At 67.9% G+C, this 12651-nt stretch carries 11 protein-coding genes; 5 read left to right on the plus strand and 6 right to left on the minus strand.

Annotated features, from left to right (window positions below; translation table 11 throughout):
• A partial coding sequence (locus tag ASD34_RS15185) for a condensation domain-containing protein (protein ID WP_235510083.1) occupies positions 1-1528 on the plus strand: 1528 nt, incomplete at its 5' end.
• A gap of 110 nt (positions 1529-1638) precedes the next feature.
• On the opposite strand, the gene ASD34_RS15190 is transcribed toward ASD34_RS15185, so the two are convergent.
• The 3 genes from ASD34_RS15190 to fhuF all read right to left on the minus strand — a co-directional run bounded on the left by ASD34_RS15190 (position 1639) and on the right by fhuF (position 5741).
• Positions 1639-3867, minus strand: coding sequence for a TonB-dependent siderophore receptor (locus ASD34_RS15190; RefSeq protein ID WP_056578980.1), 2229 nt, complete (start codon positions 3865-3867; stop codon positions 1639-1641).
• Between the two features lie 93 nt (positions 3868-3960).
• Entirely contained in the window at positions 3961-4806 is an 846-nt protein-coding gene (locus ASD34_RS15195; protein ID WP_056578982.1) for a formyltransferase family protein, read from the minus strand.
• Positions 4807-4913: 107 nt separating this feature from the next.
• Complete coding sequence (fhuF, locus tag ASD34_RS15200) at positions 4914-5741, minus strand: siderophore-iron reductase FhuF (RefSeq protein ID WP_235510084.1); 828 nt, start codon at positions 5739-5741, stop codon at positions 4914-4916.
• A gap of 133 nt (positions 5742-5874) precedes the next feature.
• Here fhuF and ASD34_RS15205 point away from each other — a divergent pair, with 133 nt between their 5' ends.
• From ASD34_RS15205 to ASD34_RS15215, 3 genes are read left to right on the plus strand one after another with little or no spacing between them, the layout of a single operon-like run.
• Positions 5875-7578 (plus strand): cyclic peptide export ABC transporter, encoded by a 1704-nt coding sequence (locus ASD34_RS15205; RefSeq protein WP_056578987.1) that lies wholly within the window; start codon positions 5875-5877, stop codon positions 7576-7578.
• A gap of 50 nt (positions 7579-7628) precedes the next feature.
• Entirely contained in the window at positions 7629-8930 is a 1302-nt protein-coding gene (locus ASD34_RS15210) for a lysine N(6)-hydroxylase/L-ornithine N(5)-oxygenase family protein (protein ID WP_056578990.1), read from the plus strand.
• A gap of 3 nt (positions 8931-8933) precedes the next feature.
• Complete coding sequence (locus ASD34_RS15215; RefSeq protein ID WP_235510085.1) at positions 8934-9191, plus strand: hypothetical protein; 258 nt, start codon at positions 8934-8936, stop codon at positions 9189-9191.
• Positions 9192-9218: 27 nt separating this feature from the next.
• Here the strand turns inward: ASD34_RS15215 and ASD34_RS15220 are convergent, their stop codons facing one another.
• The 3 genes from ASD34_RS15220 to ASD34_RS15230 form a co-directional block, all read right to left on the minus strand.
• Positions 9219-9923, minus strand: a complete 705-nt coding sequence (locus ASD34_RS15220) for a glutathione S-transferase N-terminal domain-containing protein (protein ID WP_056578993.1) — start codon at positions 9921-9923, stop codon at positions 9219-9221.
• Between the two features lie 63 nt (positions 9924-9986).
• The gene (locus ASD34_RS15225) at positions 9987-10949 is read right to left on the minus strand and encodes a TIGR03571 family LLM class oxidoreductase (protein ID WP_056578996.1); all 963 of its coding nucleotides are present in this window, start codon (positions 10947-10949) and stop codon (positions 9987-9989) included.
• Positions 10950-10956: 7 nt separating this feature from the next.
• Positions 10957-11637 (minus strand): TetR/AcrR family transcriptional regulator, encoded by a 681-nt coding sequence (locus tag ASD34_RS15230; RefSeq protein ID WP_056578999.1) that lies wholly within the window; start codon positions 11635-11637, stop codon positions 10957-10959.
• Between the two features lie 203 nt (positions 11638-11840).
• Between ASD34_RS15230 and ASD34_RS15235 the strand changes: the two genes are divergently transcribed.
• Positions 11841-12644, plus strand: coding sequence for an SDR family NAD(P)-dependent oxidoreductase (locus tag ASD34_RS15235; RefSeq protein WP_056579002.1), 804 nt, complete (start codon positions 11841-11843; stop codon positions 12642-12644).
• The last annotated feature ends 7 nt before the right edge of the window (positions 12645-12651 follow it).

Genomic DNA, 12651 nt, shown 5'->3' on the forward strand with positions numbered 1-12651 from the left:
GTATGTCTATCCGTTGCTGATGAGTTTCGACAGTCGGGACCGGCTGGAGCGCTTCGTCGAGAGCTTCAACCGGGTGATCGCGCGGCACGACATTCTTCGCACGGCGATCGTGTGGGAGGGGCTCCGCGAGCCTGTGCAGGTCGTGTGTCGGGAAGCGCAGCTGACGCTGCAATGGCTCGATGGCGACGCCGCATCGGCGAGCGCCAGCGTGGCCGATCGGCTCAACGCCCACGTCGATCCAACCGGCTACCGCATCGACGTGCGGCGCGCGCCGATGATCGATGCGGTGGCGGCGCACGACGCAGCGCAACAGCGCTGGCTCCTGCAGTTGCCCAGCCATCACCTCATTTCGGACCACACGACGCTGGAACTGCTGATGGACGAGATCACCGCGGTCCAGAAAGGCCCGGATGTCGCCCTTCGGCCGCCCGTGCCGTTCCGCCGCTTCGTAGCCCACGCCCGGCTCGGCGTGGCGCAGGCGGAGCATGAAGCGTTCTTCACCCGCATGCTGGGCGATGTGTCGCAGCCCACCACACCGTTCGGCCTGACCGATGTGCAATGCGACGGCTCCGATGTCGACGACGCGCAGCTTCCCATCGATGCCGCGCTGGCGTCGCAGTTGCGGCTGCAGGCGCAGCGCCATGGCGTGAGCCCGGCGACGCTCTTTCATCTCGCGTGGGCGATGGTGCTGGCCAAGGCCACGGGACAGGACGACGTGGTATTCGGTACGGTGCTCTTCGGGCGCATGCAGGCGGGCGAGGACGCGGAGCGGGCCCTGGGCCTGTGCATGAACATGCTGCCGCTGCGCATCCGACTCGGCACGCTCGGCGTGGCGCAGTGCGTCCAAGAGACGCATGCGGCACTGGCCCAGCTGATGCAGCACGAGCACGCGAGCCTGTCGCTTGCGCAGCGCTGCAGTGCGTTGCCCCAGGGCGCGCCGCTGTTCTCGTCGCTGCTGAACTATCGCCACAGCCCGCGCCGCGCGCCCGAGGCGAACGCCGCATGGAACGGCATCGAGTTCGTCTCGGGCCAGGAGCGCAGCAACTACCCGCTCGGCCTGTCGGTGAGCGACTTCGGCGATGGCTTTGCGCTCTCGGTGCAGGTCAGCGGGTCGGTGGGCGCCGCACGCGTCTGCGAGCACATGTGGGCGAGCGTCGCCAACGTGGCCAATGCCCTGGCGCGGCAGCCGCAACGGCCCGCACGCGAACTTGCCGCCCAGCTTGCATTGCAGCAGGAGCCGGTTGCCGTGGTGCCGCGGTTGGCATCGTCCGGCCGCGTGGCCCATGAAGCGCCTCAGGGCGTGTTGGAGCACGCGCTGGCCGCGCTATGGACCGAACTGCTGGGCGTGCGGCGTGTGAGCCGCCACGACAACTTCTTCCAGCTGGGCGGGGACTCGCTGCTGAGCCTGAAGCTCTTGCTCGGCCTGCGGGCACTGGTGCCGGGTGGCCGCAGGCTGGTGCTGGCGGACGTGATGAAGGCCGAAAGCCTCGCGGACCTCGCGGCGCTTGCGGCAGGCGCTGTCGACTGACTCGCGCTTCGTCCCTCCGACGAAAAGAAAAGGCCCGGCGCATTGACGCCGGGCCTTCTCCTTGGAGGATCACCCGGGGCGCTCGCCGCGCCGCGGGGTGTCGTTCCTGCTTACCAGCGGTACGCCGCCGTTGCCACGATCGAGCGCGGCGCGCCGTAGTAGCACTTGCCGTATTGGTCGCAGTTCGCGAGGAAGTCCTTGTTGGTCAGGTTGCGCAGGTTGAGCGCCAGGCTCCAGCGGTCGAAGTCGTAGCCGATCATGGCGTCGAACACTGTGGAGGCAGGCACCTTGTACGGTGCGACCTTCTCGCCATCGCCGTAGTTCGAGCCGGTGTAGCGCGCGCCCAGGCCCACCTTCACGCCGCTGGCAAAGCGGTAGTCGGCCCAGATCGCGAGCCGGTGACGCGGCACGGCGTTGGCCTGCTTGCCGACCTCGGCCGGGTTGGCGCTGGCCGTGACGATGGCGCGCGGCGTGTAGCCGTAGGACGCCGTGACGTTCACGCGCGACGTGAGTTCGGCGGTGGCCTCGAGCTCCAGGCCACGGACCTGGATCTCGCCGGTCTGCTTGGGAACGAAGTTCGCGTCGTTCGAGATGTAGTTCTGGCGGCGCAGGTCGAAGATGGCGGCGCTGTAGCTTTGCTTCGTGCCCGGCGGCTGGTAGCGAATGCCTGCCTCGTACTGCTTGCCCGTCTCGGGTTTGAACGGCTGGCCGCTGACCGGATCGACCTGGCCTGTGGGCGCGAACGATTCGGTATAGCTGAGGTAGGGGGCCACGCCGTTCGGCGCCACGTAGACGAGGCCGGCGCGCTTGGTGAACTTGTTCTGCGAGATGCTCGTGGACTTGGCCGTGAGGCGGTCGAACACGTCGCTGTCGCCGCTGTCGTAGCGGCCGCCCAGCGTGAGCGACCAGCGGTCGCCCCACTTGATCTGGTCCTGGATGTACAGGCCGGTCTGCGCCAGGCGGATGTCGGAGTTCATCCAGGGCGCGCCTTCCTTGACCGGACCGCCGTAGACCGGTGCGAAGACATTGATCGTCGGCGCGCTGCCGGTCGAGAAGCTGTACTGGTCGATGCGGTTGCGCTGGTAGTCCAGTCCCACCAGCACCTTGTGCTGCCAGTCGCCCGAGCGGAGGTCGGCCTGTACCTGATTGTCGATGCTGAAGGAGGAAACGCTTTCCCGGCTGCCGGTGGGATAGCGCCCGAGGAACATGAAATTCGCTGGATTGAGCGGATTGCGCGCGTCCACGGTGGTGAGGCGGCGCAGCGGCCAGATGCCGGCGTAGTCGACCTTCAGCTCGCCGTAGCGCGCGTTCTGGCGCACGGTGACGGTGTCGTTCACGCGGTGCTCGAGCTCGTAGCCCACCAGCCACTGGTCGCTGTTGAAGCGGTCGTAGCTGGGGTCGCCGGTCGCCAGCGACGGCGACAGGCGGGTGCCGATCGCGGTCGGGATCAGCGAACCGACCTGCGGCTGGATGCGGTTGTAGACGCCAGCGCGCGTGCGGTCGATTTCGGCGTGCACCGTCAGCTTGGTGTCGCCCGAGGGGCGCCAGGTGATCGAGGGCGCGAAATACGAGCGGCGGTCGGGCATCTTGCCGGTGGGCAGGTCGCCATCGCGGATCAGGCCCACCACGCGGTAGAGCACCTTGCCTTCGGCGTCGATCGGGCCGGAGAAGTCGCCAGCGATCTGCTTGCGGTTGTGGTCGCCAATCTGCATCTGGAGTTCACGCAACGGCTCGGCCGTGGGGCGCTTGCTCACCACGTTGACCACGCCGCCCGGGCCGCTGGCGCCATACAGGACCGACGCGGGCCCGCGCAGCAGCTCGATGCGCTCGGCACCGTAGTTCTGGGTGCGCCACACGCCCCAGTTGCCGTTGTTGCGCAGCGGCAGGCCGTCCAGGTAGAAGCCCGGCGCATAGGCGTCGAAGCCGCGCAGCGTGAGCCAGTCGTAGCGCGAATCGGCCCCGAAGGTCGTGATGGCCACGCCGGGCGAATAGCTCAATGCGTCCTTCAGCGTCGTGGCGCCGGTGGCCTGCATGCGGTCGGACGTGACCACGGAGATCGACTGCGGTGTCTCGATGATCGGCGTGTCGGTCTTGGTGCCCGTGCTGCTGCGCTTGGCCACGTAGCCGTTCACCGGGCCGGTGGCGCTTTCCTCCGAATTGGCATTCACCGTGACCGCAGGCAGCGTGGCGCCGGTCGCCGGCTTGCCTTCGGCCGCCGACGTGGCAGGCGTGGACGCCTGGGCATGGCTGGCGACGCTCCAGAACGCGGCGGTGGTGCCGAATGCCGCGGCCAGCGAGGCATGCAGCAGGCGTTGGCGGGGAAGGAAAGGGAGTTGCATGAAGGGACTTTGAAAGTAATAAAGTGCAAGAGCGGGTAAATTTTAATGAGAAGTGTTCTCATTAAGTTTGGCTCTGCGCCGCGAAAGCGTGACTTATCTGGCTTGCGGGCTCAGGACGTGGGGCGCCAGCAACATCAAGCCGTGGTGCATGGCCGGAAAGAGGCTGCAGTTGAAGTTGTTCCAGCGCAGTTCGAGGATGGTGTCTTCGGGCGCGATGGGCGTGTCGAGCACGTCGAAGATCACTTCGCCCGAATCGATGCCGTTGTCCACGTAGTGCAGCGATGCGCCGGTCCTGTCGATCACAGGCACCTTCACCTTCGTCATCGAGGCCCAGTCGACCACCTTGTGGCCCTGCGCGCCGTGCAGCGCGTCGAGCGTGGCGCAGGCGCCGCGGCGCTGGAAGGGCGACTCGAGCCGCGTGATGCCCGGGTGGATGTTGACGATCTTCCGGTGGTAAGGGCTGCCGGGCCGCACCAGCTCGTCGAGGATGACCAGCAGCCCGTCGAGCAGCACGACGTCGGCACCGAGCGTGAGCAGCTTGTCGAGCAGCGTGCGTTCGAAGGCGCGCTTGCCCGCCGCGCGCCCGGGCGCATCCAGCGGCATGCGGCGGTAGGCCGAGGGCACGGGATGCAGCATGTCCCGAAGCAGCTGGCCCTGCGCGCGCAGCTCGGCAGGAAAGATCCATTGGTGCTGCGGATGCCAGGCGAACCTGTAGTCCGCCAGGGCCGCCTGGTCGCGCGGCGACTGCGCATCGTCGTCGTAGATGACGCCTTCGAGCGAGTAGGCGTCGCCCAGCGGCGTGGTGTCCAGCGCCTGCGCCAGGTATTCGAGCGGCGACTTCATGTAGCGCGGCGCGCCCTTGTAGTCGACGTTCTGGCCCGCCTTGTCGGCGGCGGCATTTCGCAAGGACATGATGTAGACGAGCTTGGCCTTGGGCATGGGTGAGTCCGTGTAGGTGGGTGATGCGGAGCAACGGCGGAACGGCACGCGCAGGCGCGCGCCATCCCGTTTCGTCTCATGAGGAGACGAAACGCGGCGGGATCTGTTCATCGGTGCTGCGGCGCCAGCGGGCAGCTGCTGCAGTAGCCCTCGCCGGGCAGCAGGTGGTTCAGGCAGCACTGGCGGTGCAGCTTCACCCGAACGGCGCAGCCGTCCTGCGTGCGGACGACTTCGCGCTGGCGGCCGTGCAGCGGATTCGCCGCCCCTTGCGTCCAGGTGGCAGCGTGCAGCAGATGCTCGCGGTCTTGCATCAGCGAGGCCGTGCCGCCGGTGAGCGCCACGCCCCGGTCCAGGATCGGTTCGAGGATCCGCGCGGCATTGCCCCACAGAATTTTCGACGCGATGCGAGTGAGCCCGGCGATGGCCGAGAACAGGGGCGACAGGTGCTGCCACAGCAAGGGCGCGTAGCGCTGCGCGGTGTCGGCGCCGTGCTGTGACGCGCCGAGTTCGCGGACATGAAAGTCCACGGGCTCGCCGCGGCCGTCGAGCCGCACCCACATCTGCGATGCCGCGGCCGGGAACCCATGCTGGAGCACGCTGGCACCCGCGACCAGCGGCGGCAGCAGCACGGAAAGGTACTCAAAGCTCCAGGCCGAGGCGACGGCGCGCAGGTCGCCGTCCGTCACGCGGTGGACGGTCGCATGCCGGTGGAGCACGTCGGCCAGCAGCGCCTCGGACCTCACCAGGTCCGACACACGAAGCGCCTCGCACGGAACCTCCGGTGCGCACACCAGTCGTTCGCCGATCGGCGCGAGCTCGCCGCGGAAGAGGGGCTCCAGCAGGGCGATCACGGAAGGGCGAGGCAGGGCATGGGGTGCATGCCTGCCAGACGTTTTCGCGCCGCGCATGTTCATCGCGTCGGCACCGATGAACATCGATCGGGCGCCACCGTCTATGCAGAAGGCGGCCTTGTGCCGCCGCATCCAGCCCGCCGGGCCGGATGGCCCCTGCAGTTTTCGGGCTCCGTCGCGAGGCCGTCATCGCCCTCCGTGGGCGGAAAGAGTTTGCATGACATCGATCCCTGGCAGTGAACGCCGCGAAGGCGGCGCCGACGATGCGGAAATCGCGCGGCTGTTCAAGCCCTTCGTTCCGTGGATCGCGCTGTCGCTGGTCACCGGCGTGTGTGCGGGTGCGGCCACGGTCGCGCTGCTGCGCACCATCAACCTGGTGCTGAACCAGGAAGGCGGCATGGCCGGTGGACTGCTCCTGACCTTCATCGGCCTGTGCCTCGTGGCGCTGTTCGGGCGCATGGCGTCGGACGTCTCCACCAACTTCGTGGGCCAGCGCCTGGTGGCCCAAGTGCGCAAGAGCCTTGCCCAGAAGATTCTCTCGGCGCCCATCGATGCGCTCGAACGCTACCGCACCCACCGTCTGATGCCCGTGCTCTCGCAGGACGTGGACATGATCAGCGACGTCGCCTTCGTGCTGTCGTCCACCCTGATCGCGGCGGCGGTGGCGCTCGGTTGCCTCGGTTACCTGGCCTGGCTGTCGCTGCCGCTCTTCGGCCTGCTGGTGGTCGCGCTCGCGATCGGCGCCACGATCCAGACGGTCGCCCAGACGCGCGGCAGCGCCGGCTTCTGGAAGGCGCGCGCGCACGAAGACCAACTGCACAAGGCCTATCGTGCGATCAGCGAAGGCGCAAAGGAGCTGCGCATGCACCGCGGCCGCCGCACGCGCATGTTCGGCGATCAGGTCGAGCGCATCGTCGACGACATCCGCACCGTCAACACCCGCGCGATCAACACCTACGTGATGGCCACGGCCTTCGGCTCGGCCCTGTTCTTCCTGCTGATCGCGATGATCCTGGGCTGGGCAGCCTTCCGCGCCACCGAGCCCGTGGTGCTCAGCGGTTTCGTGCTGGTGTTGCTGTTCCTGAAGGGCCCGATCGACATGATTGCCGGCGCGCTGCCCAACGTCGGCCGCGCCAAGGTCGCGTTCCAGCGCATAGCGGACCTGTCGGCGCGCTTTGCGACGCCCGAGCCGTACCTGCACCTGGAGCGCCCGGCGGGAAGCGCCAGGATGCAGGAAGGCATCGGCATGCGCGGCGTGCGCTATGCCTTCGACGTGCCCGAAGGCAGCGAGCCCTTCGTGCTCGGCCCCATCGACCTGCAGTTGCGCCGCGGCGAAATGGTGTTCGTGGTGGGCGACAACGGCTCGGGCAAGACCACCCTGATCAAGCTGCTGCTCGGCCTGTATGCGCCGCAGGACGGCGACGTGCTGCTCGACGGCCAGCCCGTGACGCCGCAGACCCGCGACGACTACCGGCAGCTCTTCACGACGGTGTTCTCCGATTTCTACCTGTTCGAGGAGCTCGTCGCCACGCAGAAGGGCGAAGGCGGCGCGCACGCGTTGCCGCACGCCGCGCTGCCCTACCTGCAGCGCCTGGAAATCGCCCACAAGGTGAGCATCAAGGACGGCTCCTTCAGCACCGTCGACCTGTCGACCGGCCAGCGCAAGCGGCTGGCGCTGGTGCACGCCTACTTGGAAGGCCGGCCGGTGCTGGTGTTCGACGAATGGGCCGCCGACCAGGACCCGAGCTTTCGCCATCTGTTCTATACCGAGCTGCTCCCCGAGCTGCGCGCCAAGGGGCATCTGCTGGTCGTGATCTCGCACGACGACCGCTACTTCCACCTGGCCGATCGCGTGATCCGCATGAAGGCCGGACGCATTGAGCAAGACCGGGTCCGCGCATCGGCGAATCTTGCCGCGTGAAAGCACGCACCCTTTCGATCGCACACAACACACACAGGAGTTGACATCCCATGCAGCACATCCATGACCTGATCGGCGTCGGATTCGGCCCGTCGAACGTCGCCCTGGCCATCGCACTCGACGAGAAGCGCCACGGCAGCAAGCCGCTGGACGCGCTCTTCATCGAGCGCCAGCCCTGCTTCGCCTGGCACCCGAACATGCTGCTGGACCAGGCCCACATGCAGATCTCGTTCCTGAAGGATCTGGCGACGCTGCGCAACCCGACCAGCCGCTTCACTTTCGTGAACTACCTGCACGAGAAGGGCCGGCTGACGGACTTCATCAACCTCAAGAGCTTCTTCCCGAGTCGCCACGAGTTCAACGACTACCTGGGCTGGGCCGCGGGCCAGTTCGAAGATGCGTGCCGCTACGGCGAGGAGGTGTTCGACGTGCAACCCGAGAAGCAGGGCGGCGAGGTGCAACTGCTGCGCGTGCGCTCACGCGCTGCCGACGGCCGCGTGCAGGAGCGGCTTGCGCGCAATCTGGTGGTGAGCATCGGCGGCGTGCCCCACATTCCCGAGGGCTTTCGCGGGCTGCGCGACGACCCGCGCGTGTTCCATTCGAGCAGCTACCTGAAGGACATGGCGCAGCACCCGCAGGCGCGTCGCATTGCCATCGTCGGCGCCGGCCAGAGCGCAGCGGAGATTTTCATGGACCTGCAGGGGCGCCCCGGCGCACCACAGGTCGACTTCATCATGCGTGCGCGGTCGATTCGGCCTTCGGACGACAGCCCCTTCGTCAACGAAGTCTTCAATGCAGACTTCACCGACTACATGTACAGCCAGGGCACCGAGGTGCGCGCCGCGCTGCTCGACGAGTTCGCACAGACGAACTACGCAGTCGCCGACCTCGACCTGATCCAGCAGATCTACAAGGTCTTCTACGACCAGAAGGTGGCGCGCGGCATTCGACTGCGCATGCTGCGCCAGCACGACGTGCGCTCGGTCCGCGCCGCGAACGACGGCATCCACCTCACGCTGCTCGACCGCGACGTGCAGCGCGAGAGCACCGTGCGCTACGACGCGGTGGTGCTCGCCACGGGCTATGCGCGCGACCAGCACAAAGACCTGCTGGCGCCGCTCGCGCCGTACATCGGCCCCTATGACGTCGACCGCTACTATCGGCTGAAGGCCACGCCCGACTTCCATCCGGGCATCTACCTGCAGGGTGCTTGCGAAGGCAGCCATGGCCTGAGCGACACGCTGCTGTCGGTGACGTCGGTGCGTACGGGCGAGATCGGCAACGCGTTGCTCGCTGCGCAGTCGCGCGCACGAAGCGCGGTGCGCGACGCGCCGCAGGCCGTCCAGATCTAGCCGATGCCTTGGCGCACGGCGATGGCCCGCAGCGCCTCGGTGCCCGCGCAGGCGGCCGTCGACACTGCGTGGGCGCTGTTCTGCCGTCTGCACGATGCGCCCTCGCGCGAGCGCGCCGATCAGCTCGTGCAGTGGCTCGGCCAGAACCCACGGCACGTGCGTGCGTTCGACGAGGCGCTCACGCTGTGGGTGCTGGCGGGTGCCGCGCTGGTGAAGCCCGTGCGCGAAGAGGCGCAGCGCCGCGGCCCCGACCGGCAATAGCCGTGCGCCACGGGCGTGTCGCCGGGCTCAGCCCCGTGCCGGAATCCCCAGCCCCTTCACCACCGCAGGCCGTGCCACGAAGGCTTCGAGCACGCGCGCGACGTTCTTGAAATCGCTGAAGCCCACCAGGTCGCCAGCCTCGTAGAAGCCGATCAGGTTGCGCACCCACGGGAAGATCGCGATGTCGGCGATGGTGTAGCTGTCGCCCATGACCCATGCGCGGTCGGTCAGGTGCTTGTCGAGCACGCCGAGCAGGCGCTTCGACTCGGCCACGTAGCGGTCGCGTGGGCGCTTGTCTTCGTAGGCCTTGCCGGCGAACTTGTTGAAGAAGCCGAGCTGGCCGAACATCGGACCGATGCCGCCCATCTGGAACATCACCCACTGGATGGTCTCGTAGCGGGCCGCCGCATCCTTGGGAATGAACTGACCGGTCTTCTCGGCGAGGTACAGCAGGATCGCGCCCGATTCGAACAGCGCCAGCGGCTGGCCATTCGGGCCGTTCGGGTCGAGGATGGCGGGGATCTTGTTGTTCGGGTTGAGCGACAGGAATTCCGGCGACATCTGGTCGCTGGTCTCGAAGCTCACGAGGTGCGGCTCGTAGGGCAGGCCGGTTTCCTCCAGCAGGATCGACACCTTCACGCCGTTGGGCGTGGGCAGCGAATACAGCTGCAGCCGCTCAGGGTGCTGTGCGGGCCATTTCTTCGTGATGGGGAAGTGCGAGAGGTCGGTCATGGGGCGGGTCCTTGGAGTCCTTGGGAGAAGGTCGACAACGGCGAGCGCCGGATTCTGCCCGGCTCAGGGCGGCGATGTGCGCGCATGGCCTTGCAGGCGCGGCAGGACCTCGCGGCCGAGCTCGTCGACCACGTCCTGCGCGGGCCGCCGGCTGCTGCGCGAGAGGTTCAGCAGCACGTGGGCGACGCCGGCGTCTTCCATGCGGTCGAGGTAGTCGACGAGCGCATGGCGCCCGGCGCGCAGGCCGAGCTCGATGGGCTCGGCGGGTGCGTCGGCATCGTCCAGCAGGTCGAGCTGCAACGACTGAACGAAGGGCTTGGCTTCGCCGCTCGCGCGTTCGCGCAGCGCGGTCTGCCACAGGCCGATGCGGCCCTGCTGGCGCGCTTCGTCGCGGTGGTAGGTGGCCCAGCCGTCGGCGTGGGCGGCGGTCCATTGCAGCGACTGGCGCGCTGAGCCCACCACCAGCATGCCGATGCGCGCGGCGGGCGCGGCCATGAGGTCGTGGCCGCCGGTGGCCTCGTGCAGTGCGGCGCGCTGGTACGCATCGGGCGAGAGCGCCGAGCGCACGAGGTTCCAGTGTTCGCGGAAGACGTCGCCGCGCAGCGCGATGTCCTGCTGGAAGATGGCGAACTCGGCCTCGCGGTCGCCCGAGCCCAGGCCGAGGATGAAGCGGTTGTTCGACAGGCGGTTGAGCGAGAGCGCGGCCTTGGCCACGTGCAGCGGATGGCGCAGCGGCAGCACGGCGGCGGCGGTGCCGAGCGCGATGCGCTGCGTGGCGGCGGCCAGCGCGGTGAGCCAGATGAAGGGCTCGTCGAGCACCGCGGTTTCTTCGCCCTGCGGCACCATCACGGGCACGTCGCGCGTCCACAGCGCGGCAAAGCCGAGGGTGTCGGCCAGGCGGGCCAGGTGTAGTTCGATCGCGGGGTCGGCCATCGCCCCGTGCGGGCGCGCCAGCGGCGTCATCAGGCCTAAGGTGAGGCGCCCGGCGAGCAGCGTCTGCCGGTAGGCGGTGTTGAACGGCGCCATGGCGGCGTCAGGCGCGCCGCTTGCGGGAGGACGGCGCGGTGGTTGCGGCGGGTGCCGCAAACAACCGCTCGATCGACTGCCGCACGTCGGCCTGCATGTCGGCAATGGCCTTCGTGTCGCCCGAGAGGTGCTTGAGCAGCGCCTGCTGGAACAGCCCGTCGAAGAGCGCGTAGCAGGCCGAAGGCGGCAGGCCGGGGGCCTGGCCGCAGAGCTCGGCGAAGCGGCTCATGATGCGCCAGATCATGTCTTCGAGGCTCTTGTCAATCTGCACCACGTCGTCGTGGAACGCGGCTTCGAACAGCGCCTGCGAGCGCAGGTCGTACCAGAGCCGGTGCACGTGGCCTTCGCCCTGCAGTGTGTCGCCCAGGCTCTGCAGGAAGCCTTCCATGAGTTCGTTGTAGGTGGTGGCGGTGTCGACCGCGTGGTCGTAGCGCGTGACGCAGCGCGCCTTGTACTGCTTGACGCTGCACACGATCAGGTCGACCTTGTCGCTGAAGTAGTAGTGCAGCACGCCGTGCGAGAACTCGGAGTTCTGCGCAATCTCGCGCAGGCTGGTGCGCGCGTAGCCGAGCGTGGCCAGCGTGGTGAGGGCGGCTTCGCCAAGCTCGGCGCGGCGCTGCTCGAACTTGTCTGCCGGTGCCTTCTGCACCCGTCCGGCGTGCTTCTTTACCCGTGAATGAGTGGTCATTTCTAGCCAGGCCGCAGAGTGCCGGCCGCTGTGTTTTCCTGGTGATTGCAAACCATAGCACGCGGCGTGGGAAAGCCCTCGTACATGCGCTCCAGAGGCATTTTACGGAATTTGGTCAGTCGTCAAGAAAAGTCTTGACACTCGTCAAGTCGATTTCTAGCATGGCCGCTCCATCTCATAAACATATTCACAGGAGACAAGTGATGGCCAAGTTCGACTTGACGGGGCGCAAGGCCCTGGTGACGGGTGGTGCGCGCGGCATCGGCGCGGGCATTGCCCAGGCGCTGGCGCAGGCGGGGGCGTCGGTGATGATCGGCGACGTGCTCGCCGACCTGGGGAAGGAGACCGCGCAGCGGCTCTCGGCCGAAGGAGCCAAGGTGGGCTTCGTCCCGCTCGACGTCACGAAGGACGGCGACTGGGCAGCTGCCACCGGGGCCACGGTGGAGGCGCTCGGCGGCTTCGACATTCTGGTCAACAACGCTGGCATCGAGATCACCTCGCTGGTGATCGACGTCGAAGGCGACGACCTGCGCCGCATGCTCGACGTGAATGTGGCCGGCACGTTGCTGGGCATGAAGCATGCGTTTCGCGCGATGCGCCCCGGCGGCAGCGCAGGCGGCGGCGGGGCGGTGGTCAACATCGCGTCGGTCGCGGCCACCATTGCGTTCCCCGCCATTGCCGGCTACTCGGCGACCAAGTCGGCGGTCGACCGTGCCACGCGCGTGGCGGCCATGGAGTCCGGCAAGCTGGGCTACGGCGTGCGCGTCAACTGCATCTATCCCGGTCTCGTGCCTACCGACATGGGCATGAAGCTCGCCAACGACATCGTGGCCGCGGGGCTTGCGCCCAGCGTCGAGGCCGCCGTGGGCGACGTCATCGGCCAGACGCCGCTGGGCCGCCTCGGCGAGATCGGCGACATGGCCGACGTGGTGGTCTTCCTCTGCTCCGACGCTGCCCGGTTCATCACCGGCGCGGGCCTCGCGGTCGACGGCGGCATGGGCATGTGAGCGATCA

It is taken from the genome of Variovorax sp. Root473 (assembly GCF_001426505.1).
Classification (GTDB): Bacteria; Pseudomonadota; Gammaproteobacteria; order Burkholderiales; family Burkholderiaceae_C; genus Variovorax.